This window comes from Streptomyces sp. NK08204 (assembly GCF_020400585.1).
GTDB lineage: Bacteria > Actinomycetota > Actinomycetes > Streptomycetales > Streptomycetaceae > Streptomyces.
Genome location: NZ_JAINVF010000024.1, coordinates 20,461 through 42,967, shown reverse-complemented (window position 1 = coordinate 42,967; position 22,507 = coordinate 20,461). Strand labels below are relative to the sequence as shown.

Here is a 22,507-nt window from a genome sequence, read left to right as displayed (position 1 = left end):
GGGTCGTGCTGCTCGAAGTGCGGGATCTGCACGTGGAGTTCCGGACCCGGGACGGGGTCGCCAAGGCCGTCAACGGGGTGTCGTACGCCGTGGACGCGGGGGAGACCCTCGCCGTGCTCGGGGAGTCGGGATCCGGGAAGTCGGTGACCGCGCAGGCGGTGATGGGGATCCTCGACATGCCGCCCGGGAGGATCACCGGCGGGCGGGTCCTGTTCCAGGGACAGGACCTTCTCACCCTGAAGGAGGAAGAACGGCGGAGGATCCGGGGCGCCGGGATGGCGATGATCTTCCAGGACGCGCTGTCCGCCCTCAACCCCGTGCTGACCGTCGGCGACCAGCTCGGCGAGATGTTCGTCGTGCACCGGGGGATGTCGAAGAAGGACGCCAGGGGCAGGGCGGTCGAGCTGATGGACCGGGTGCGCATCCCGGGCGCCGCGCAGCGGGTCCGGGACTACCCGCACCAGTTCTCCGGCGGCATGCGCCAGCGCATCATGATCGCCATGGCGCTGGCGCTGGAGCCGGCCCTCATCATCGCCGACGAGCCGACCACCGCCCTGGACGTCACCGTCCAGGCCCAGGTCATGGACCTGCTCGCCGAGTTGCAGCGCGAGTACCGCATGGGGCTGATCCTGATCACGCACGACCTCGGTGTCGTCGCCGACGTCGCCGACCGGATCGCCGTGATGTACGCGGGGCGGATCGTGGAGTCGGCCCCCGTCCACGACATCTACAAGAACCCCGCCCACCCGTACACCCGAGGTCTGCTGGAGTCGATCCCGCGCCTGGACCAGAAGGGGCAGGAGCTGTACGCCATCAAGGGGCTGCCGCCGAACCTCATGAACATCCCGCCCGGCTGCGCCTTCCACCCGCGCTGCCCGATGGCGCAGGACGTGTGCCGCACCGACGAGCCTCCGCTGTACGCGGTCTCCGAAGAGCGGGGCAGCGCCTGCCACTTCTGGAGGGAGTGCCTGCGTGACTGAGCCCATCCTGGAGGTCAGCGGCCTCGTCAAGCACTATCCGCTGACGCAGGGGATCCTCTTCAAGAAACAGGTCGGCTCGGTGAAGGCCGTGGACGGCGTCGACTTCACCCTCGGCAAGGGCGAAACCCTGGGCATCGTGGGCGAGTCGGGCTGCGGCAAGTCGACGGTGGCCAGGCTGCTGTGCAACCTGGAGCGGCCGACCGCCGGCTCGATCCGCTTCAAGGGCGAGGACATCACCAAGCTGTCCGGCCGCGCCCTGAAGGCGGTGCGGCGCAACATCCAGATGGTCTTCCAGGACCCGTACACCTCCCTCAACCCCCGGATGACGGTGGGCGACATCATCGGGGAGCCGTACGACATCCACCCCGAGGTCGCCCCGAAGGGCGACCGGCGCCGACGGGTGCGGGAGCTGCTGGACGTCGTCGGCCTCAACCCCGAGTACATCAACCGCTACCCGCACCAGTTCTCCGGCGGCCAGCGCCAGCGCATCGGCATCGCCCGGGGGCTGGCGCTCCGCCCGGAGATCATCGTCGCGGACGAGCCGGTGTCCGCCCTGGACGTCTCGGTACAGGCCCAGGTGATCAACCTCCTGGACCGGCTCCAGGCGGACTTCGACCTGTCGTACGTCTTCATCGCGCACGACCTGTCGATCGTCCGGCACATCTCGGACCGGGTCGGCGTGATGTACCTCGGCCGGATCCTGGAGATCGGCACGGACGCCGAGATCTACGACCACCCCACGCACCCCTACACCCAGGCCCTGTTGTCGGCGGTGCCGGTCCCCGACCCCGAGGCCCGCGAGCAGCGCGAGCGGATCATCCTGACCGGGGACGTGCCCTCGCCCACCCACATCCCCTCCGGCTGCCGCTTCCGCACCCGCTGCTGGAAGGCACAGGAGCGCTGTGCCCAGGAGGTGCCGGCACTCGCGGTCCCCGTGCACCTCCGCGGCGCCCGAGGCCCGGCGGTCCATGACTCGGCCTGTCTCTTCGCGGAGGAGAGGACGGTCGTGCCGCCGAAGGAGCCCCCGCCCGGGAACGGGTACGGGCCGGGGTGACATGGCGACACCCCGGCCCGCTCACGGCACCCGCACGGCCGTACGCTGATCAGCCTCGCGTGTCCGTATATCGGTACCGCTTCCACAAAGTTGCCTGCGTGTTAACGCAGTTCACGACGGTTTGCGGGACTGCGCCAACGAGCGCCGGAGGAAGTCCACCTGGAGCAGCAGCAGATTCTCCGCAACCGTCTCCTGCGGGGTCATGTGGGTGACGCCGGACAGGGGCAGCACCTCGTGCGCGCGGCCGGCGGCCAGCAGGGCCGTGGACAGCCGCAGCGAGTGGGCGACCACCACGTTGTCGTCCGCCAGCCCGTGGATGATCATCATCGGCCGGTGCGGCTCGGCGGGGTCGACCAGACCCGCGTCGTCGATCAGCGAGTTGCGCCGGTACGACTCCGGCTGCTCCTCCGGGTGGCCGAGGTAGCGCTCCTGGTAGTGGGTGTCGTACAGGCGCAGGTCGGTCACCGGGGCGCCCACCACCGCCGCGTGGAAGACGTCCGGGCGGCGCAGGGCGGCGAGGCCCGCGAGGTAGCCGCCGAAGGACCAGCCGCGGATGGCGACCCGCGTCAGGTCGAGCGGGAACTCGGCCGCGAGCGCCTGCAGCGCGTCGACCTGGTCCTGGAGGACGACCGCCGCCACCTCGTCCCTGATCGCCTTCTCCCAGGACGGGGAGCGGCCGGGCGTGCCCCGCCCGTCGGCGACGATCACCGCGAACCCCTGGTCGGCGAACCACTGCGAGGTGAGGTGCGCGTTGTGCGCGGCGACCACCCGCTGACCGTGCGGACCCCCGTACGGGTCCAGCAAAACCGGAAGGGGCGTGTCGGAGTGGTAGTCCTGTGGCATAAGCACGGCGCATGGAATCCGGCGTGCGCCCCCTTCGACGAGCGTCACGCGCGGGGAGAAACCGGGATCCTCCGCGTACGTCCGGACAACGGCCGTAGGCTTTCCGTCACGCAGCACCTGAACCCGGGCGCCCGCCCTGTCCAGCGCCGCCGACACCAGGACCGTCACGCCCCCGGCGCGCACCGCCGAGTGCACTCCCGGCTCCTGCGACACGCGCTCCACGCCGAGTTCGTTCACCCGGTACACATGGACCTCGCCGATCTCCGGCGCCGCCGCCTCCTCGCCCGCCGAGGCTGTGACCAGCACGTCGTCGGCGGTCACGTCCAGCACGGCGCGGACATGCAACTGTGCGCCGGTCAGCGGCCGTTCGCCCACCGCGAGGACCCGCGCACCCCCCTCGTCCACGATCCGGACAAGCTGTCCGGAGGGGCTCCAACAGGGCACACCGGCGAAAAGTTCCAGCCATGTTGGATCTTGATCAGCATGCACCATCCGGGTCGCCCCGGTGTCCGGATCCGCTGCCAGGAACAGCTGGCTGCGCTGGTCCCGCGCCTGCACCAGCAGTAGCGGCGCCCCCGCCTCTGACCAGTGCACACGCGCCAGATACGGGTAGCGCGCCCGGTCCCAGACGACTTCGGTACGGGTTCCGTCCAGGCCGAGAACGAACAGGCGTACGTCCGCGTTCTCGGTGCCGGCGGCGGGGTAGCGGACGTGGTGTGGCTCACGCTCCGGGTGGGCCGGGTCGGCGATCCACCACCGCCGCACCGGCGTGTCGTCCACGCGCGACACGAGCAGCCGGTTGGACTCCGGCGCCCACCAGAATCCCCGCGCACGCCCCATCTCCTCGGCCGCGACGAACTCGGCCAGGCCGTAGGCCACGTCCTCGCCCTCCGGCTCGGCCAGTGCCCGGTCGGCCTCCCCCTCGGCGCCCACCACCCGCAGGGCACCCTGGGCGACGTACGCGATGTGCCGCCCGTCGGGGGAGGGGCGCGGGTCGATCACCGGTCCCGGAACCCGGAGTTCGCGAGCCGTGCCCGCCCGCAGCTCGGCCGTGAAAAGCCGCCCTGACAAGGCGAAAGACGCCAACTCCACGGCCGCGTCGGTGGCATAGCCGACGATGCCGGCGCCCCCCTCGCGGCTCCGCTCCCGGCGTGCCCGCTCCTCGGGCGAGAGCTGCTCGGCAGCGCCCTGGAGGAGCGCGCCCGGATCGGCGGCCACACGCTCCGTGCCGTCCGGCAGGTCCAGCACCCACAGGGAGTTGGCCCGGTCGGTGCCGGAACTGGAACGCAGGAACGCGACACGCGACCCGTCCGGTGCCACGGTGAACGCACGCGGCGCGCCGAGTGTGAACCGCTGCGTGCGGGCATACCGACGGGGAAAGGACTCAGCCTCGGTTGTCATACCCCCGACCATATTGGCCATGCGCCCCCTTGTGCGGCCGTGCGCCGAGCGATGCACGAGTACGGATAGTTATGATCACTGTCGCTGTGTGGGTATGAACCTGGCGGCGTCTGCTTGGACTTGCTCTACTGATCTAGGCCCTACCTGCAACAGAATGACAACCCCCATAGTCCGACCCCCCCGTGTCCCTGGGATCTTTGGAGGTGAGCCGCCGTGGCACTCTCGATTTCGGCGGTGGTGCTGCTGGCGATCATCGTCTACCTGCTGATCAAGAAGTCGGGTCTGAAGGGCGGCCACGCGGTCGTCTGCGTCCTGCTCGGCTTCTATCTCGCCTCCTCGACGGTCGCCCCCACGATCAACGACCTGACGACGAACGTCGCCAGCATGATCAGCAGCATCAAGTTCTGACCGGAGGGGTCGGGATCGGCAGGCGGGGCCACCCCCTCGTAGGGTGGTCCCATGACGGAACTGCCCGCTCGGCGTCTGCTGCTGGTGCACGCGCACCCGGACGACGAGTCGATCAACAACGGCGCCACCATGGCCAGGTACGCGGCCGAGGGTGCCCACGTCACCCTGGTCACCTGCACCCTCGGGGAGCGGGGGGAGGTCATCCCGCCGGAGCTGCGGCACCTGACCGGTGCCGCGCTGGGCGCGTACCGGCGTGCTGAGCTGGCCGCGGCGCTGGGCGAGCTGGGCGTGACGGACTTCCGGCTGCTCGGCGGCGCCGGGCGCTACGGCGACTCCGGGATGATGGGCATCGCCGACAACGACGACCCGGACTGCTTCTGGCAGGCCGAGCCGGACGAGGCGGCCGGACACCTGGCCGAGGTGATCCTGGAGATCCGGCCGCAGGTTCTCGTCACCTACGACGACAACGGCGGATACGGCCATCCGGATCACATCCAGGCCCACCGCGTCGCCATGCGTGCCGTCGAACTGGCGGACGAGCGGGGGCACCGGGTCCAGAAGGTGTACTGGAACCGCGTTCCGCGTTCCGTCGCCGAGGCCGCCTTCGCCCGGCTCCAGGACGAGCTGCCCGCACTGCCCTTCGACAAGAGCGGCAGTGTCGACGACGTCCCGGGCGTCGTCGACGACACGAAGATCACCACCGCCGTCGACGGCACTGCTTACGCCGCCGCCAAGGCCGCCGCCATGCGCGCCCACGTCACCCAGATCGAGGTGGCCGAACCGTACTTCGCACTCTCCAACGAGCTGGCCCAGCCGCTGTTCACCACCGAGTACTACGAGCTGGTGCGCGGCGAGGCGCTGCCGGGGGAGACCGATCTGTTCGCCGGCATCGGTGCGGGTGCGGGTGCGGGTGCCGGTGCCGGGGAGGCGTCGTGAGCGGCGCCGGACGCGGGTCGATGCTGGCCCAGCCTTTGCGTGCGCCCTCGGTCGGACGGGCCGCCGCACACATCGGGCTCTGCCTGCTCGGCGCCGTCACCGGGCTCGCCGGGACCCTGGTGCAGGCGGCCTGGTTCCCCGGCGGGCTGCTGCTCGCCCTCGCGGGCGCGGCGGGGCTGTTCCTCGGCGGGGCGTTCGCCACCGGCGGCCGGAGCGGGGCGGTCGCCCCCGTGGTGGGCTGGATCGTCACCGTCATCCTGCTCGTCACCACCCGCCCCGAAGGCGACTTCCTGTTCGGTGCCGGAGGCGGCTCCTACCTCTTCCTGCTCGGCGGCATGGCCCTGGCTGTGATCTGCGCCACTATCGCTTCCGGTCGGCAACCCGGTGGGGACGCCGCCCGACTTGGCAAGTGACGTACCGCTTCGCCGTACGGCGCACGTGCGGGTCCGGTGTGGGTTTCCTTGGCGGTCCTGGGATGTGCGCCAGACGCGGCCAGTATGGTGGTGCGCGCCGCCGAGCTGCCCGCTGAGGTCGTAACGGGCGGCGGAGCCAACCGGGAGAACCTGCCTTGAGTCGTGAAACTGACACTCCGTCCTCCGGCCCCGACGGGCGCGGTGGAGCCACATACCCCTCCGGCACCCCGCCGTACGGGACCCCCATGGCTTCGGACGACGGTGCGGGCGCGGGCCGTTCGGGCACGCGGCCGGAGGAACGCAAGACCGAGACCACGCTGACGACCCGGATCCGGATCAACATCCCCGGATCGCGGCCCATTCCGCCGGTCGTCGTGCGCAAGCCCGTCTCAGACACCGAGGACGCCGGCGAGGACCCGGGCGTGGACGCGCCCGCGGCGCCCGCCGCCCCGACCGCCACCGACACCGTCGAGCCGCCCGCGGAGCCCTCGGCACAGGGCGAGGAGAAGACCAGCGACTGGTTCGCGCCCCGCAAGTCCGGCGCCCCCAAGGGCGGTCAGGCCGGCGGCGGCACGAACGGGTCCGGAATGCCGGGCGGTTCCGCCGCAGGCGCCCCGGGCGTTCGTCCAGGCGCCCCGGGAGCGTCCGGCGTCGCCGGTGCCACCGGCGCACGCCCCGGCGGCGGCCGTCCCGGCGGGGTGGTCGGCTCCATGAACAGGCCCGGCGCCCCCCGCCCCGGCGGCAAGAGCGGCCTGCCCGGCGCGACCGGCGGCCCGGTGGCCCCGGGACACGGCGGCGGCACCGGTTCCTTCGACGTGACCGATGCGCTGGCCGCGGGCCCGCTGGGCGGCGGCTCCCGCTCCGGCGACAGCGGCGGCGGCAGCGACAGCAGCGGCGAACACCGCCGTGACGAGCTGCCGTACTTCTCGGAGAACGGTGCCCGGCCCCACCGCGGCGCCTCCGGTGCGGGCGGCCACGGCGGGCCCGGTGGCCCCAGCGGCTTCAACGGGCAGGGCGGTCGCGGCGGTCCCGGCGGTCCGCAGGGACCCGCGGGCCCGACCACCGGCCCGGTCACCGGCGACGGCCCCCTGCTGCCGCCGGCCGGCGGGACGGGCGGCATGCCTGAGCGCAGCGCCCTCGCCGACCTCGACGCTCCGGCAGGCCCGGGCGCGGCCCCCCGCGGCGCTTCCGGTGGTCGCGGTCCCGGCGGCGGGCTCAGCGACGACACCGCGATCCTCACCCCGCAGAAGCCGGCCCCCGAACCGGGCACACCCGGCTACCGCACCCCGGACAACGTCTCCGGGCACACCGTCACCAGCGGTATCCCGGTCGTCCCGTCCGCCGCGAACCCCCCGTTCGGCGGCGGCACCCCCGACGGTCCGGTGCCCCACACGGCGCCCCAGCCCGGGCCGGCCGCGCCGCCCAAGGCCACGGCCAAGCCGAAGAAGAAGGGCCGCAGCAAGCTGGTGCTGCTCGGTGGCGGTGTGGTCGTCATCGCCGGTGTCGCCTACGGCGCCGGTCTGCTGATGAACCACTCCGACGTGCCCAAAGGCACCACCGTGCTCGGCCTGGACATCGGCGGCGGCACCCGTGACGACGCCGTCAAGAAGCTCGACGACACCTTCGGCAGCCGGGTGAACAAGCCGCTGAAGCTGTCGCTCGGCGGCAAGACCGTCCTGCTCGCCCCGGACAAGGCGGGCCTGCAGTTCGACTACCAGGCCACCGTGAGCGAGGCCGCCAAGAGCGACTACAACCCGGTGTCCGTGATCGGCTCCCTCTTCGGGCAGAAGCGGGAGATCGAGCCGGTCATGCCGGTGGACACGGAGAAGCTCCAGGCAGCCCTCCAGCAGACGGGCGGCGGTTCCGGCTCGGTCACCGAGGGCGGCATCCGCTTCGTGTCCGGCAAGGCCGTGGCCGTGTACGGCAAGGCGGGCAAGGCCATCGACGCGGGCCAGTCGACCCAGGCGGTCGTGCAGGCGTACCGCTCGATGGTGGAGACCGGCACGGCGGAGCCGGTGACCGTCCCGACGACCACCAAGCAGCCGACGGTCTCGAACGCCGAGGTCGACCGCGAGATGAAGGAGTTCGCCGGGCCGGCGATGTCGGGGAGTGTCAAGGTCCAGACGGACGCCGTGCACGCCGTTCTGCTGAGCCCGCAGAACTCCCTGTGGAAGTTCCTCCGGGTGGCGGCCACCCCTGACGGCAAGCTCACCGACAAGCCCGATCTGAACGCCCTGAAGGAGCTGTACGGCCAGACCTTCGACGGCGTGCTCATCACCCGGGGCAACGGCAGTAAGACGCCGGTGACGCCCCAGGACGTGTACGTCGCCCTGCGCCAGGCGCTGATCAGCAAGACCAACCGGGTCGCGGTCATCCCCACGAACCCGAGCTAGTCCGTCCCACGAGGGAGGGTGTCCGCGGGGCACCCTCCCTCGCCGTATCGGCCGGGCCGTATGACATCTGTCATCCGGCACTCAGGATCCCCGACACTGCCCGGCCTCCTGCTCCGCCGCGACCATGGATGTCATGACGATGACAGCGGTGCCGGCCACCACCACCCCGGTGGTCGGGTTCGACCAGGTGACCAAGACGTACGGGAGCGTGCGGGCCGTGGACGGCCTCTCGCTCCGGCTGTACCCGGGCGAGACCGTCGCCCTCCTCGGCCCGAACGGGGCCGGCAAGTCCACCACCCTCGACCTGCTCCTCGGCCTCAAGCAGGCCGACGGCGGCTCGGTGAGCGTGTTCGGGACCAGCCCGCGCGAGGCGATCGTCGCCGGGCGGGTCGGCGCCATGCTGCAGAGCGGCGGGCTGATGGACGAGGTCACCGTCGCCGAACTGGTGAAGCTGGGCTGCTCGCTGCACCCGCGGCCCTACAAGGCCGCCGATGTGATGGCCCGCGCGGGCATCACCCAGATCGCCGACCGCAAGGTCAACAAGCTCTCCGGCGGTCAGGCCCAGCGTGTCCGCTTCGCCCTCGCCACCGCCGGCGACAGCAACCTGATCGTGCTGGACGAGCCGACCACCGGCATGGACGTCTCCGCCCGCCAGGCCTTCTGGGCCACCATGCGCGAGCAGGCCGACCAGGGCCGTACGGTCCTCTTCGCCACCCATTACCTGGAAGAGGCCGACGCCATCGCCGACCGCGTGCTCGTCCTGCACCGCGGCAGGCTCCTCGCCGACGGCACCGCCGCCGAGATCAAGGCCAAGGCGGGCGCACGGCGGATCGCCTTCGACCTGCAGGGGCCGATCGACGAGGCCGCCCTGCGCACCCTGCCCTTCCTGACCTCCCTCGACGTGTCGGGCCAGACCGTCCGCATCCAGTCCTCCGACGCCGACGCCACCGTCCACGCCCTGTACGGCCTCGGTGTCTACCCCCGTAACCTCGAAGTCGCCGGGCTGGGCCTGGAGCAGGCTTTCGTCGCCATCACCGCCGCCGAGGAGGCGAAGCAGTCGTGAACAGCCTGATCAAGCTGGAACTCACCCGAGCCCTGCGCAACCGCAAGTTCCTGTTCTTCTCGGTGATCTACCCCTCGGCCCTGTTCCTGCTCATCGCGGGCAACGCCGACGGCCACACGAAGGTCCACGGCACGGGCCTGACCCTGCCGACGTACATGATGGTCTCCATGGCCTCGTTCGGTGCTCTGACCGCCGTGCTGATGGGGAACAGCGAGCGCATCGCCAAGGAGCGCGAGAGCGGCTGGGTGCGCCAGCTGAGGCTGACCCCGCTGCCCGGCCGCGGCTACGTCCTGGCCAAGACCGCCAGCGCAGCCGTGGTGAGCCTGCCGTCCATCGTCATCGTGTTCGTGGTCGCCGCGGCCGTGAAGGACGTACGCCTCGACGCCTGGCAGTGGCTCGCCCTGACCGGCTCGATCTGGGCCGGCAGCCTGGTCTTCGCCGCGCTCGGGGTCGCCATCGGCTACCTCGCCAGCGGCGACGCGGTCCGGCCCATCACCATGATCATCTACTTCGGCCTGTCCATGCTCGGCGGCCTGTGGATGCCCACGACCACCTTCCCGCACTGGCTCCAGAACATCGCCAAGTGGCTGCCCACGCACGCGTACGCCGGCCTGGGACGGGCGATCGAGCGGAGCCAGACCCCGAGCACCCAGGACATCGCCATCCTCGCCGTCTCCTTCGTCCTCTTCGCGGGCGGCGCGGCCTGGCTGTACCGGAAGGACACGCTGAAGGCGTGAGCATGATGACGGAAGACCGGACAGAGGGCGGCACGAAGTTCGTACGCCTGGGCTGGCCGCCTCGCAACCGGCGCGAGGTGCTGGTCAAGGTGCTGTGGATCGGCGTCTGGCTGGTCTTCCTCAGCTCGCCGGTCGAGGACCTGGTCAACGGCGGACACACCACCGGCGCCACCGTGGCCGGCTCCCTCGGCCTCGCCGCCTTCGTCGGGGCCTATCTCACGCTGGTCTTCCGCAACATCGGCCGTCCGTTCGCCCCGCGCGTCGTCCTCACCCTGGGCGCGATCCTCGGCGTCCTCGCCCCCGTACTGGCCTACACCCTCGGCAGCGCCTGGCTCGGGCTCTTCGTCTACCTCTCCGTGGCCTGCGGGGCGACCCTGCCGGTGCGGGCGGCGTACTGGGCGATCCCGGCCTCGGGAGCGGTGATGTACCTGGTGGGCCTGCACTCCGACGAGAAGGAGGCCCGCGGCCTGCTCCTGCTCGTGGTGCTGATCGGGTTCGCGATGACCGGCGTCGGACAACTGGTCCGTACGACCGTCGAGTTGCGCAAGGCCAGAGCCACCGTCGCCCAGCTCGCCGCCAACGAGGAGCGGCTGCGGCTCGCCCGCGACCTGCACGACCTGCTCGGCCACTCGCTCTCCCTGATCACGCTGAAGAGCGAGCTGGCCGGCCGGATGCTGCCCGGCCACCCCGACAAGGCGGCCCAGCAGGTCGCCGACATCGAACAGGTCAGCCGCCAGGCGCTGGTCGACGTCCGTGAGGCCGTCACCGGCTACCGGCGCCCCCGCCTCGCCGTCGAACTCGCCGGCACCCAGGTCGCCCTGACCGCCGCCGGGGTCGTCGCCGACATCCCCGCCGAACCCGACCTCGACGACGTCTGCGAGGACGCCGAGTCCGCGATCGCCTGGGCGCTGCGCGAGGCGGTCACCAACGTGGTCCGGCACAGCGGCGCCGACCGGTGCACCGTACGGTTCCTGCGCCGCCAGACCCTGGACGGGACCGTCCTCGAACTCTCCGTCGAGGACAACGGAACCGGCGGCTCCGGGAAGGGGCCCGGCAACGGACTGACCGGGCTGACCGAGCGGCTGGAGAAAGCCGGCGGCAGTCTGGAAGCGGGCCGGGTCAAGCACGGGTTCCGGCTGGTCGCCCGCGTCCCCACGGCCACTTCGGCGGACGTAGGATCCCGGGCATGACGAGCACGATCAAGGTCCTGCTGGCCGAGGACCAGTCGATGGTCCGCGAGGCCCTGGCCGCGCTGCTGGGCCTGGAGGACGACATCGAGGTCGTCGCCCAGGTCGCGCGCGGTGACGAGGTGCTGGCGGCCGTCGGCGCGCACAGCGTGGACGTGGCGCTGCTCGACATCGAGATGCCGGGCTGCACCGGCATCGAGGCAGCGGCCCAGGTGCACCGGGAGCACCCCGCGGTGAAGCTCGTCGTCCTGACCACCTTCGGCCGCCCCGGCTATCTTCGCAGCGCCATGGAGGCGGGCGCCGACGCCTTCCTGGTCAAGGACGCCCCGGCCGCCCAGCTCGCCGACGCGGTACGCAGGGTGCTCGCCGGGGAACGTGTCATCGACCCCGGCCTGGCCGCCGCCGCCCTCGCCGACGGCGCCAACCCCCTCACCGACCGCGAACGCGAGGTGCTGCGCGCCGCCGCCGACGGCTCCACGAACGCGGAGCTCGCCAAGGCCCTCCACCTCTCCCAGGGCACGGTCCGCAACTACCTGTCCACGGCCATCCAGAAGCTGGCGGCACGCAACAGGGCGGAGGCGGTACGGATCGCCCGGGAGAAGGGATGGCTGTGAACCGGACTGCGGGCCGTGCTCAGTTGAGCATGGCCCGGGCGGTACGGGCCTGCTGCCGGGCCCGTCGGGCGATCGACTCGTCGACGACCTCGACCAGATCGGCGTAGGCGTCCAGCTCCGCGGCCCCCTCGGTGTACTCCCCGCGCTGCACGAGCACCTGCGCCCGCTCATAGCGAAGGCGAGCGGGGTGGGAGGGCAGCAGCAGCCCCAACTCCACAGCCCACAGGGAGACATCCGAGCGCTCCGGCCGGGCCGAGGCCCACGCCCGGACGTTGTTGAGGATCCGCTGGATCACCTCCAGGGGTGCCGCGGGCACGAGCATCGAGGGGTCCAGCGGCGCCCCGGTGGCCCCGGCCACGAGCAGCTCGGCGTCCGTCCCCGAGAGCACCCGGCCCCCGTCGAACGGATCGGCCAGCACCTGCTCCTCCGCCGGGCCGAACCCGACCACGAAGTGCCCCGGCAGCGCGACCCCGTACACCGGTGCCCCCGCCCTGCGCGCGACCTCCAGCCACACCACGGACAGCAGGATCGGCAGCCCGCGCCGCCGCCGCAGCACCTCGTGCAGCAGCGAGGACTCCAGACGCTCGTAGTCCACGGGAGCCCCGTGGAACCCGTGGCGCTCGCCGAGCAGCCGCTCCACGGCCTGCGCCCACGCCCGCGGCCCGCCCGGACGGTACGGCAGCTCACCCGCCAGCCGGTCCAGCTCCAGCTGTGCGGCGTCGATCCCGTCCTCGTCCAGCGCACCGTCGGCCTCCGCGCCGATCAGCAGGCACAGCGCCGACAGATCCGGCCGCTCGGACCGTGCCTCCTCGGCAAACCGCCGCCGCACCTCGGCGGAACGTTCCGGCGGAGGCGGGTACGGAGGGGGGATACTCCGGGGGCCCATACCAGGCTCATGCCCTTTCATGAGGTTTCCTACGACGACCGCGCACCGGAGGGCCGGTTTTCGCAGGGCCCGGCATCGGATGGCCGGGCGTAGGGGGACCGGGGATCGGCCGGCCGGGCATCGCCGGGCCCGGCATCGGCCGGTCGACCGTCGGAGGGTCCGGCAGGGGACGGTCCGGCCTCGGAGGGCCCGGCCTCGGAGGGCCCGGCCTCGGAGGGCCCGGCCTGGGACGGTCGGGCGGCGGAGGACCCCGTGTCGGAGGGCCCGGCGTCGCAGGCCCCGGTATCGGTCGGCCGCGTGCTGGAGGACCCGGTGTCGGTCGGCCGGGCGCCGGAGAGCCTGGCGTCGGCCGGCCGGGCATCGCCGGGCCCGGTGCCGGACGGCCGGGCGTCCGGTGACGGGGCCCCGGAAGACCGGGCGTCGGCCGGCCTCGTGGCAGACGCCCCCGGCTGCTCCCGTCCCTCCTGGGCCCCCTGCTCCTGCGGCGCCCGGTAGTGCTGGTACGCGTGGTGGGGGGCGAAGCCGAGCCGGGTGTACAGCGCCCGGGCGCCCTCGTTGTCGTCCTCCACCTGGAGCCAGGCCGCCGAGGCCCCCTCCTCCAGGGCGCGGCGGGCCAGCGCGGACATCACCTCGGTGGCCAGGCCCTCGCGGCGCCGACCGGGATCGACCTCGACGGCGGTGAAACCGGCCCACCGCCCGTCCACGACACACCGGCCTATCGCCGTCGGTGGCTCGCCCGGAGCTCCGGGCACGGCGGCGAACCAGACCGACGGCCCGCTGCCCAGCACCCGCAGGGCCACGTCGCTCAACCCCTTCCGGTGGTACCGCGCCAGCCACGACTCGTCCGCCTCCCGGGAGAGCACCACCCCGGCGCCCTCGGCCCGGTCCGCGACCGGCGCGAGGGCCCCGATCCACACCTCGGCCGCGAATTCAGGGGTCCAGCCACGCCGCTCCAGCTCCGCGCCCAGCAGTTCCTGGGTGTCCTCGGCGCCGGTGGCGGTCTGCACGTAGGCGGGCAGGCCACGCTCGCCGTACCAGCGTCGTACGGCATCCAGGGCCGCGTCGAGCGGGAGCCCCGGATCGCCGAGCGGCAGCACGCTGTTGGCGCGCCGGGTGAACCCCGAGGCCGCCCGCAGCTCCCACTCGCCGAGCCACTCGCTCTCCACCGGCCGCCAGGCCCGCGAGGAGACCCGCGCGAGCTCCTCGTACGAGGCCGCCGGTCCCCGGCGACGCGCCGGCGCGGCCGGTACGACCTTGCCCGCGACCAGTACGGACTCCGCGATCGGGACCCTCCGCCCGTCCCGTCGTGTGATCATGAGCACGCCGTTGTCCCATGATGTGAGCACGCCGACCGTGTCGGTGAACTTCGCGCTCGTGTCTCCAGGCTCCGTCAAGCATCGCACAGAGACACGTTTGCCCACGTCAGCGGGGGTGATACGGACCTCGAGCCGTCCTGCCGCCGAGATTTCCACTGGTCAGTTCACCCCTCATGTTCGGATCATGCCCCGGAACGGAGATACTAGGGGCGGGCATCGACGACGCCGCGCTCCCGCGCACCTGGCGGCGGAGCCTGAGGAGGCCCGCCAGCGCCCTATCGAGGAGGAACGACAGCGTGACCTACGTCATCGCAGAGCCTTGTGTCGATCTCAAGGACAAGGCGTGCATTGAGGAGTGCCCGGTCGACTGCATCTACGAGGGCCAGCGGTCCTTGTACATCCACCCGGACGAATGCGTCGACTGTGGTGCCTGTGAGCCGGTCTGCCCGGTCGAGGCGATCTTCTATGAGGACGACGTGCCGGAGGAGTGGAAGGACTACTACAAGGCGAACGTCGAGTTCTTCGACGACCTGGGATCTCCCGGTGGCGCCAGCAAGCTGGGGCTGATCGAGCGCGACCACCCCTTCGTCGCCGCGCTGCCGCCGCAGTCCCACGACGAGTAAATCCGTCGCGGCCCGCGTAATCGTGCCGCCTCGGTCCCGTACGGCCCGGATCGCCCTGATCACGGCCGTGCGGGACCGAGGTGTTTGCCGAACCCGACGAAAGTGAGCCACTGACCGTGTCCGCAGTCTCAGACCGTCTGCCCACGTTTCCGTGGGACAAGCTCGAGCCGTACAAGAAGACGGCCGCGGCCCATCCGGACGGCATCGTCGACCTCTCGGTCGGTACACCGGTCGACCCGGTGCCCGAGCTGATCCAGAAGGCGCTGATCGACGCGGCCGACTCGCCGGGATATCCCACGGTCTGGGGGACCCCGGCGCTGCGTGACGCGATCACCGGCTGGCTGGAGCGGCGCCTGGGCGCCCGCGGAGTCACCCACCGCCATGTCCTGCCGGTCGTCGGCTCCAAGGAGCTGGTGGCCTGGCTGCCGACCCAGCTGGGTCTCGGCCCTGGTGACAAGGTGGCTCATCCGCGCCTGGCCTACCCGACCTACGAGGTGGGCGCCCGCCTGGCCCGTGCCGCGTACGAGGTCTACGACGACCCGCGCGACCTGGATCCGGCCGGCCTCAAGCTCCTCTGGCTCAACTCCCCGTCGAACCCGACGGGCAAGGTCCTGCCGAAGGACGAGCTGACGGCCATCGTCGCCTGGGCCCGCGCCCACGGCGTCCTGCTCGTCTCCGACGAGTGCTACCTGGAGCTGGGCTGGGAGGCCGACCCGGTCTCGGTGCTGCACCCGGACGTCAACGGCGGGTCCTACGACGGAATCCTGGCCGTCCACTCCCTCTCCAAGCGCTCCAACCTGGCGGGCTACCGCGCGGCCTTCGTGGCCGGCGACCCGGCGGTCCTCGGTCCGCTGCTGGAGATCCGCAAGCACGGCGGCATGATGACGTCGGCACCGACGCAGGCGGCGGTGGTGGCCGCGCTCGGCGACGACACCCACGTCCACGAGCAGCGCGAGCGCTACGCGGCGCGCCGCACGGTCCTGCGCGACGCCCTCCTGCGCCACGGTTTCCGCATCGAACACAGCGAGGCGAGCCTCTACCTCTGGGCCACCCGCGACGAGTCCTGCTGGACCACGGTCGCCCACCTCGCCGACCTGGGCATCCTGGTCGCCCCAGGGGATTTCTACGGCGAGGCGGGCGAGAGGTTCGTACGGGTGGCCCTCACGGCGACGGACGAGCGGGTCCGGGCGGCGGTGCAGCGCCTGACGGCCTGACCTGCCGCTGACGCCCTTCCCGGCTGTCGGAAGCACGCACGGAAGCCGACGGGGCCCAGGGAACTCCCTGGGCCCCGTCGCCGTAGCGGCCGACGGCAACGGCCCTCAGCCGAGCGGCAGCCCCTTGGCGGGCAGGTTCGACGTCGGCAGTCCGCCCTTCGTCACGGTGGACGTGGTGTCCCCGAGGACGCCCCCCGCGGCTCCGGCCGCATCTCCGGCCGCCTGCTGCGCCGCGGGCGCCGTCTTCTTCACGGCGCCGCCCCCGGTCCTGCCCGCGGCCGGCACGGTCTCCTTGACCGCCTTACCGCCGGTGTGGCCCGCGAGAGTGGTGACGTTCTGGGCGGCACCGTCGACCGTGTTGCCGACGTGCGCCCCGTCCAGTGCGGTCAGGCCGCCCAGGTTCGGGGTGGCCGCCGGCAGGTTCGTGGCCGCACCGGCGGAGCCGGCCGCACCGACCCCGGCTGCCGCTCCCGCTGCGACGAGCAGCGCGGCACGGGCGATCCGGCGGGTCAGAGGGAGGGACATGATGCTCCATTCGACGGGAGAGAACGGTGATGTGTCCGGTGTCCGGACGCCGTGACTACCGCTCGAGGCCGACGAAGGTTGCGGAGGACAAAGGTAAAGAATGGATAACGCATCGCATTATCGTTTGTGGATAAAAACGGGCAAAGAACACCCGTCCGAAGCTGTGCAGAAACCTTACGGCGCTTGATTTCCAAGGGCTTCCGGGAGTCCGCGGAACTCCGCCGGAAACCCCCCGCCCACCCTGGTCGCGCCACCCGGCAGGGGGACGCCCCGCACTACTGTCCGGTAACGATCCGGACCGCCCCCACGGACCGCTCGGCGCCGCCGGCCCCCTTCGGGTCGGCCGTCCGCCACCCGTCGCCGCCGCTCCCGGCGGTCCACACCCGCCCCGCGTACGCCACCCGCTCGATGTGCAGCGCCGAGGAGTTGGCGACCGCCCACTGCGCCAGCTGCCAGCCCCGCTCTCGCTCGGTCTGCCCGGCCGCGTCCCGCTTCGCGTCCCGCACCGGCACGGTCACCGTCCGGCCGTGCGTGGACGAGGTCACGCTCGGGGCCGGCGACGGCGACGGGACGGCCGTACCGCCCACCGTGGCGCCCGTCTCCTGCAGCGCGTCCCGCCCGAAGTCCCGTACCAGCGCGGCCCGCACGGCGTCCGGACCCGTTGCCGTGGCCGTGCGCTCCGGGCGCCCGTTGCAGGTCAGCGTGGCCGCGGCCTGCCCGGTCAGCGCGGCGGCGAGCAGCACGGCGTCCGGCTCGTGCTTGGCGTAGGCCTCCGGGTAGCCGCTGCGCTGCACCTCCTGGGCCGCCTCGGTCAGGGGCAGTTCGGTGTAGTTGTGCACGCGCGCCAGATGCGCGTAGAAGATGCCCGCCGCGTACGCCGGGTCCATGATCTGCTCCTCGGTGCCCCAGCCCTGTGAGGGCCGCTGCTGGAACAGGCCGAGCGAATCCCGGTCGCCGTGCTCGATGTTGCGCAGCCCCGACTCCTGGAGCGCGGTCGCGAGCGCGATCGTCACGGCCCGCTCCGGCATCCCGCGCCCGGTGCCGACGGCGGCGATCGTCGCCGCGTTCACGGCCTGCTCCGGCGTGAACTCGTACGACGCCCCGTCACCCGAACGCGAGACCACGGTGCAGCCCCGCGCACCCGGGCCCCCGGTCACGTACTGGACCACGACGTAACCGGCGACGCCGCACAGGACCAACAGGGCCGCGCCGATACGGAAGACACGGCCGCGACGCTTGGGACGGGTGTGGGACGGCTCTGGCACGCGTACAAGGTACTGGAGCCCTACGGGGCCTCCACCAGGGGTCCGGCCGTACTCGCCGCGAGCCTTCACAACGGGCCCCGCCGAGCGGCGAGCTGGCACGATCCGGAGGAGTGCACCTAGGGTCGGGGCCATGCCCGACACCTCGCTCGACCTCACGCTGGACGCCGCCGCGCTCACCGCGCAGCTCGTCGACTTCCCCTCCGAGAGCGGCACCGAGAAGCCCCTCGCCGACGCGATCGAGACCGCGCTGCGCGCCCTGCCGCACCTCACGGTCGACCGGTACGGCAACAACGTGATCGCCCGTACGGACCTGGGCCGCGCGGAGCGGGTCGTCCTGGCCGGCCACATCGACACCGTGCCGATCGCCGGCAACGTGCCCTCGCGGCTGGACGAGGACGGCGTGCTGTGGGGCTGCGGCACCTGCGACATGAAGTCCGGCGTGGCGGTCCAGCTGCGCATCGCGGCCACCGTTCCCGCGCCCAACCGGGACCTGACCTTCGTGTTCTACGACAACGAGGAGGTCGCCGCCGACCTCAACGGCCTCAAGCACGTCGCCGAGGCACACCCGGAATGGCTGGCGGGCGACTTCGCGGTCCTGCTGGAGCCCTCCGACGGGCAGGTCGAGGGCGGCTGCCAGGGCACCCTGCGCGTGCTGCTGAAGACCGCCGGCGAGCGGGCCCACTCCGCGCGCAGCTGGATGGGCTCCAACGCCATCCACGCGGCGGCCCCCATCCTGGCCCGGCTGGCCGCCTACGAGCCCCGCCGGCCCGTCATCGACGGCCTGGAGTACCGGGAGGGTCTGAACGCGGTACGCGTCAGCGGGGGAGTGGCGGGCAACGTCATCCCCGACGAGTGCGTGGTCACGGTCAACTTCCGCTACGCCCCCGACCGCACCGAGGAGGAGGCGGTCGCGCACGTCCGCGAGGTCTTCGCCGACTGCGGGGTGGCGGAGTTCGTGATCGACGACCACAGCCCCGGCGCGCTGCCCGGCCTCTCCCACCCGGCCGCCGCGGCCTTCATCGAGGCGGTGGGCGGCACCCCCCGGCCCAAGTACGGCTGGACCGACGTCTCCCGCTTCTCCGCGCTCGGCGTCCCGGCGGTCAACTACGGCCCCGGCAACCCGCTCTTGGCGCACAAGCGGGACGAGCGCGTCGCGGTGGCGGAGATCCTGGCCGACGAGGAGCGCCTGCGGGCCTGGCTCACCGCGTAACGGCCGGACACCTTCGCGTTCCCCCCTTCGTAACCCGAGTAGATCTAGGCTGAGATCGGACTACCGGCGAGCGGAGGGAGCACACATGCCTACCGGCAACCCCGAGGGGAAGAAGGTGCCGCCGGACGAGCAGCGTCTCGGGCCGGTCCTCCGGCGGCGGGCCCAGGTGACGCACAGTACGACCGACCAGCGGCTGCTGGACGAGCGGGCCCCCACGGACTGGGTGCACACCGACCCCTGGCGGGTCCTGCGCATCCAGTCGGAATTCATCGAGGGCTTCGGCACCCTGGCCGAACTGCCGCCCGCCATCAGCGTGTTCGGTTCCGCGCGGACGCCGGTGGACTCGCCGGAGTACGACGCCGGGGTGCGGCTCGGCCGCGGGCTGGTGGGGGCCGGCTGGGCGGTGATCACCGGCGGCGGCCCGGGCGCGATGGAGGCGGCGAACAAGGGTGCCTGCGAGGCGGGCGGCGTTTCGGTGGGCCTCGGCATCGAACTGCCGTTCGAGCAGGGTCTGAACCCCTACGTCGACATCGGCCTCAACTTCCGCTACTTCTTCGTGCGGAAGATGATGTTCGTGAAGTACGCGCAGGGCTTCGTCGTGCTGCCCGGCGGCCTCGGCACCCTGGACGAACTCTTCGAGGCCCTCACCCTCGTCCAGACCCAGAAGGTCACCCGCTTTCCGATCGTCCTCTTCGGCAGCGATTACTGGGGCGGCCTGGTGGCCTGGCTGCAGAACACCCTGGTGGCCCAGGGCAAGGCCGCGGAGAAGGACCTGCTGCTCTTTCACGTGACGGACGACGTGGAGGAAGCGGTCGCCCTGGTCTCCAAGGAAGCGGCCCGCTGACCGACCCCCCGGGGCCCCGCCCCCCAGCCGCCGTTGTCCCGGTCGGCCGGGGGCGGGAGGCGGGTTCCGGCCGGCCGCCGCAGTGCGAGCAGGCCGACCACCGTCGGCGCCAAGCCGTCGAACGCGGAGATCAACCGCTTTGAGCGCCCTGGGCCGTGGCCGAGGGACGCGACGCGCTCGCCGTCCGTCCCAAGGCGTCCGTGCCCGTCGACTCCAGCATGCGGAGGGCATCGGCAGCCGCCGGTGACAGCATGGAGGCACGCAGGTCTGTCACGGGGATCCAGACCGCAGCGTCGGTGGAACCGGCGGTCTCGGCCACCGCCGGTGCCGCGGCCGCGAGGCGGACCGTGTAGAACAGCGCGGTGAGGCTCCAGCTGACGGCGTGCCGCTGAACCGCGTAGGTCCGCGCGTCGACCAGTCGGGCAGCAGCCAGTTCCAGCCCCGTCTCCTCCCGAAGCTCGCGGGCCAGCGCCTCCACAGGCTGCTCGCCAGGGTCGATCCCACCGCCCGGCAGATGCCACAGCCCGGGGGTGAAGACCGGTGATGCGTCCGACAAGCGGGCCAGGAGCAGCCGGTCGTCGTCCACCGCGATCGCGTATGCCGAAACACGTGTCTGCGTGCGAGTGTCCATGGCGGTTCCTAGGCCAGACCCCGGCGGGCGACCGCGGGGGGCCGGTGGCCGGCGATGGAGGCGACCATCTCCAAGACCTGCCGGGTTTCGGCCACCTCGTGCACTCGGTACACCTGCGCCCCCAGCCACGCGGACACCGCCGTCGTCGCCAGCGTACCGATCAGCCGCTCCTTCACCGGCCGGGCCAGCGTCTCGCCCACGAAGTCCTTGTTGGACAGCGACACCAGCACCGGCCACCCGGTGGCGACCATCTCGTCCAGCCGCCGCGTCGCCTCCAGACTGTGCCGCGTGTTCTTCCCGAAGTCGTGACCGGGGTCGATGAGCACCGACTCCCTCGGCACGCCCAGCGACACCGCCCGCTCGGCCAGCCCCACGGTCACCTTCAGGATGTCGGCCATCACGTCGTCGTACGTCACCCGGTGGGGACGCGTACGGGGTTCGGCACCGCCCGCGTGCGTGCACACCAGCCCCACCCCGTACCGTGCGGCGACCTCCGCGAGCCCGGGGTCGACACCGCCCCAGGCGTCGTTCAGCAGATCCGCCCCCGCCTCGCACACCGCCTCGCCGACCTCGGCCCGCCAGGTGTCGACGCTGATGATCACGTCCGGGAAGCGCCGCCGTACCTCTGCGACGAAGCCGACGGTCCGCCGCGCCTCCTCCTCGGCCGTGACCTCCTCGCCCGGGCCGGCCTTCACCCCGCCGATGTCGATGATCGCGGCGCCCTCGGCCACCGCCTGCTCCACACGCGCGAGGGCGGGCTCGTCACTGAACGTGGACCCCTGGTCGTAGAAGGAGTCCGGGGTCCGGTTGACGATCGCCATGATCACCGGCTCGTGCGGCCCGAATTCCCGCCTGCCCAGCCTGAGCATCCGCTGTGACCTCTCCTAGTACGTCCCGCAGTACGGCCGCCTGTGACCCTAACTGTCAGACTCGCATGGCACGATCGGAGCCAGACACATATGACGACCGGCACAGCGTCCGGCACATCGAGCATGGGGACTTCTGGCGATGGTGATGTTCTTGTTCCTGGTCGTCGCGCTGGCCGTCGTGGTCGCCGGGGTGACGCTCGCCGTGATCAGCGGCGGGGAGAGCGCCCCGCTGCCGGAGGCGGCGCCGGAGCGGCTCCAGGACCCGCTGCCCCCGGACCGTCCGGTCGGCAGGGCAGACGTGGACAGCCTCCGCTTCCCGCTCGCCCCGCGCGGCTACCGCATGGCCGACGTGGACGACGCACTCGGCCGCCTCGCCGCCGAACTCGCCGAGCGGGACTCACGGATCGCCGAACTGGAGTCCGCCCTGGCCGGTGCGAGAGCCGCCGCCGCGCACGCCCGCGCGGACAAGGGCGAGCAGCCGGAGGAGGAGCGATGAGCGACAGATCGGCCCTCGCGGGCCCCGACGGCGCCCTGCGCTGCCCCTGGGCCCTGTCCGCCGAGGACTACGTGACGTACCACGACGAGGAGTGGGGCCGCCCGGTCCACGGCGACGATGCCCTCTTCGAGCGGATCAGCCTGGAGGCCTTCCAGTCCGGCCTGTCCTGGATCACCATCCTGCGCCGCCGCCCCGGTTTCCGCGCTGCCTTCGCCGGCTTCCGGATCGAGAAGGTCGCGGCCTTCACCGACGAGGACCGGGACCGGCTGCTGGCCGACCCGGGCATCATCCGCAACCGCGCCAAGATCGACGCGACCCTCGCCAACGCGCGCCTGCTCGCCGACTGGGCCGACGGCGAGCTGGACGAGCTGATCTGGTCCCACGCCCCCGACCCGGCCGGCCGCGCGGCCCCGCAGACTCTCTCCGACGTCCCCGCCGTCACCCCCGAGTCGACGGCTCTGTCCAAGGCCCTGAAGAAGCGGGGCCTGAGATTCGTCGGCCCGACGACCGCGTACGCCCTGATGCAGGCCTGCGGGCTGGTCAACGACCACCTGGAGACGTGCACCATGCGTCTTCCCGGCCCGCCTGCCCGCTAGTCG

General features: G+C 72.2%; 22 protein-coding genes and 1 pseudogene. 16 read left to right on the top strand and 7 right to left on the bottom strand.

The window, feature by feature from the left end:
• The first annotated feature begins 5 nt into the window (after nucleotides 1-5).
• Together K7G59_RS27720 and K7G59_RS27715 are read left to right on the top strand one after the other, a co-directional pair.
• Nucleotides 6-980, top strand: coding sequence for an ABC transporter ATP-binding protein (locus tag K7G59_RS27720; protein ID WP_225838893.1), 975 nt, complete (start codon nucleotides 6-8; stop codon nucleotides 978-980).
• A complete protein-coding gene (locus K7G59_RS27715) occupies nucleotides 973-2,034 on the top strand; it encodes an ABC transporter ATP-binding protein (RefSeq protein ID WP_225838891.1) in 1,062 nt (353 codons plus the stop codon). Before K7G59_RS27720 ends, K7G59_RS27715 begins: the two co-directional genes overlap by 8 nt.
• Nucleotides 2,035-2,145: 111 nt before the next feature.
• On the opposite strand, the gene K7G59_RS27710 is transcribed toward K7G59_RS27715, so the two are convergent.
• The gene (locus K7G59_RS27710; protein ID WP_225838889.1) at nucleotides 2,146-4,278 is read right to left on the bottom strand and encodes a prolyl oligopeptidase family serine peptidase; all 2,133 of its coding nucleotides are present in this window, start codon (nucleotides 4,276-4,278) and stop codon (nucleotides 2,146-2,148) included.
• Between the two features lie 213 nt (nucleotides 4,279-4,491).
• Between K7G59_RS27710 and K7G59_RS27705 the strand changes: the two genes are divergently transcribed.
• From K7G59_RS27705 to K7G59_RS27670, 8 genes are all read left to right on the top strand, one after another.
• Entirely contained in the window at nucleotides 4,492-4,686 is a 195-nt protein-coding gene (locus K7G59_RS27705; protein WP_225838887.1) for a hypothetical protein, read from the top strand.
• 51 nt (nucleotides 4,687-4,737) lie between these two features.
• Entirely contained in the window at nucleotides 4,738-5,622 is an 885-nt protein-coding gene (gene mshB / locus K7G59_RS27700) for an N-acetyl-1-D-myo-inositol-2-amino-2-deoxy-alpha-D-glucopyranoside deacetylase (RefSeq protein ID WP_225838885.1), read from the top strand.
• Nucleotides 5,619-6,035: a DUF6113 family protein gene (locus tag K7G59_RS27695; protein WP_225838883.1), complete on the top strand. Its 417-nt coding sequence runs from the start codon at nucleotides 5,619-5,621 to the stop codon at nucleotides 6,033-6,035. Before mshB ends, K7G59_RS27695 begins: the two co-directional genes overlap by 4 nt.
• Nucleotides 6,036-6,190: 155 nt before the next feature.
• Entirely contained in the window at nucleotides 6,191-8,428 is a 2,238-nt protein-coding gene (locus K7G59_RS27690) for a hypothetical protein (protein ID WP_225838882.1), read from the top strand.
• A 133-nt stretch (nucleotides 8,429-8,561) separates the two neighbouring features.
• Nucleotides 8,562-9,491: an ABC transporter ATP-binding protein gene (locus K7G59_RS27685; RefSeq protein WP_225838880.1), complete on the top strand. Its 930-nt coding sequence runs from the start codon at nucleotides 8,562-8,564 to the stop codon at nucleotides 9,489-9,491.
• Nucleotides 9,488-10,228 carry an ABC transporter permease gene (locus K7G59_RS27680; protein WP_225838878.1) on the top strand — a complete coding sequence of 247 codons (741 nt, stop codon included), beginning with the start codon at nucleotides 9,488-9,490 and terminating at the stop codon, nucleotides 10,226-10,228. The genes K7G59_RS27685 and K7G59_RS27680 overlap by 4 nt, the downstream gene beginning before the upstream one ends.
• Nucleotides 10,225-11,418, top strand: coding sequence for a sensor histidine kinase (locus K7G59_RS27675; RefSeq protein WP_374114289.1), 1,194 nt, complete (start codon nucleotides 10,225-10,227; stop codon nucleotides 11,416-11,418). Before K7G59_RS27680 ends, K7G59_RS27675 begins: the two co-directional genes overlap by 4 nt.
• The gene (locus K7G59_RS27670) at nucleotides 11,415-12,029 is read left to right on the top strand and encodes a response regulator transcription factor (protein WP_225838877.1); all 615 of its coding nucleotides are present in this window, start codon (nucleotides 11,415-11,417) and stop codon (nucleotides 12,027-12,029) included. The genes K7G59_RS27675 and K7G59_RS27670 overlap by 4 nt, the downstream gene beginning before the upstream one ends.
• Nucleotides 12,030-12,048: 19 nt before the next feature.
• Here the strand turns inward: K7G59_RS27670 and K7G59_RS27665 are convergent, their stop codons facing one another.
• Nucleotides 12,049-12,936, bottom strand: coding sequence for a transglutaminase-like domain-containing protein (locus K7G59_RS27665; protein WP_225838876.1), 888 nt, complete (start codon nucleotides 12,934-12,936; stop codon nucleotides 12,049-12,051).
• Nucleotides 12,937-13,385: 449 nt separating this feature from the next.
• Nucleotides 13,386-14,387, bottom strand: a pseudogene (locus K7G59_RS27660) (GNAT family N-acetyltransferase); the annotation flags it as partial.
• Nucleotides 14,388-14,527: 140 nt separating this feature from the next.
• Here K7G59_RS27660 and fdxA point away from each other — a divergent pair.
• Both fdxA and K7G59_RS27650 read left to right on the top strand, forming a co-directional pair.
• Nucleotides 14,528-14,854, top strand: coding sequence for a ferredoxin (fdxA, locus tag K7G59_RS27655; protein ID WP_225838875.1), 327 nt, complete (start codon nucleotides 14,528-14,530; stop codon nucleotides 14,852-14,854).
• 116 nt (nucleotides 14,855-14,970) lie between these two features.
• Nucleotides 14,971-16,068 (top strand): bifunctional succinyldiaminopimelate transaminase/glutamate-prephenate aminotransferase, encoded by a 1,098-nt coding sequence (locus K7G59_RS27650; protein WP_225838874.1) that lies wholly within the window; start codon nucleotides 14,971-14,973, stop codon nucleotides 16,066-16,068.
• 105 nt (nucleotides 16,069-16,173) lie between these two features.
• Here the strand turns inward: K7G59_RS27650 and K7G59_RS27645 are convergent, their stop codons facing one another.
• Together K7G59_RS27645 and K7G59_RS27640 are read right to left on the bottom strand one after the other, a co-directional pair.
• Nucleotides 16,174-16,593, bottom strand: coding sequence for an ATP-binding protein (locus tag K7G59_RS27645; protein ID WP_225838873.1), 420 nt, complete (start codon nucleotides 16,591-16,593; stop codon nucleotides 16,174-16,176).
• Nucleotides 16,594-16,868: 275 nt separating this feature from the next.
• Nucleotides 16,869-17,858 carry a heavy metal transporter gene (locus K7G59_RS27640; protein ID WP_225838872.1) on the bottom strand — a complete coding sequence of 330 codons (990 nt, stop codon included), beginning with the start codon at nucleotides 17,856-17,858 and terminating at the stop codon, nucleotides 16,869-16,871.
• A gap of 130 nt (nucleotides 17,859-17,988) precedes the next feature.
• On the opposite strand from K7G59_RS27640, the gene dapE reads away from it, so the two are divergent.
• Both dapE and K7G59_RS27630 read left to right on the top strand, forming a co-directional pair.
• Nucleotides 17,989-19,068: a succinyl-diaminopimelate desuccinylase gene (gene dapE / locus K7G59_RS27635; RefSeq protein ID WP_225838871.1), complete on the top strand. Its 1,080-nt coding sequence runs from the start codon at nucleotides 17,989-17,991 to the stop codon at nucleotides 19,066-19,068.
• Between the two features lie 85 nt (nucleotides 19,069-19,153).
• On the top strand, nucleotides 19,154-19,912 hold the full coding sequence (locus K7G59_RS27630) for a TIGR00730 family Rossman fold protein (protein ID WP_225838870.1): 759 nt from the start codon (nucleotides 19,154-19,156) through the stop codon (nucleotides 19,910-19,912).
• A gap of 130 nt (nucleotides 19,913-20,042) precedes the next feature.
• Here the strand turns inward: K7G59_RS27630 and K7G59_RS27625 are convergent, their stop codons facing one another.
• On the bottom strand, nucleotides 20,043-20,543 hold the full coding sequence (locus tag K7G59_RS27625) for an NUDIX hydrolase (RefSeq protein ID WP_225838869.1): 501 nt from the start codon (nucleotides 20,541-20,543) through the stop codon (nucleotides 20,043-20,045).
• Between the two features lie 8 nt (nucleotides 20,544-20,551).
• Complete coding sequence (gene folP / locus K7G59_RS27620) at nucleotides 20,552-21,412, bottom strand: dihydropteroate synthase (RefSeq protein WP_225838868.1); 861 nt, start codon at nucleotides 21,410-21,412, stop codon at nucleotides 20,552-20,554.
• Between the two features lie 139 nt (nucleotides 21,413-21,551).
• Between folP and K7G59_RS27615 the strand changes: the two genes are divergently transcribed.
• Together K7G59_RS27615 and K7G59_RS27610 are read left to right on the top strand one after the other, a co-directional pair.
• Nucleotides 21,552-21,908 carry a DivIVA domain-containing protein gene (locus K7G59_RS27615; RefSeq protein WP_225838867.1) on the top strand — a complete coding sequence of 119 codons (357 nt, stop codon included), beginning with the start codon at nucleotides 21,552-21,554 and terminating at the stop codon, nucleotides 21,906-21,908.
• Complete coding sequence (locus tag K7G59_RS27610) at nucleotides 21,905-22,504, top strand: DNA-3-methyladenine glycosylase I (RefSeq protein ID WP_225838865.1); 600 nt, start codon at nucleotides 21,905-21,907, stop codon at nucleotides 22,502-22,504. The genes K7G59_RS27615 and K7G59_RS27610 overlap by 4 nt, the downstream gene beginning before the upstream one ends.
• Nucleotides 22,505-22,507: the final 3 nt, after the last annotated feature.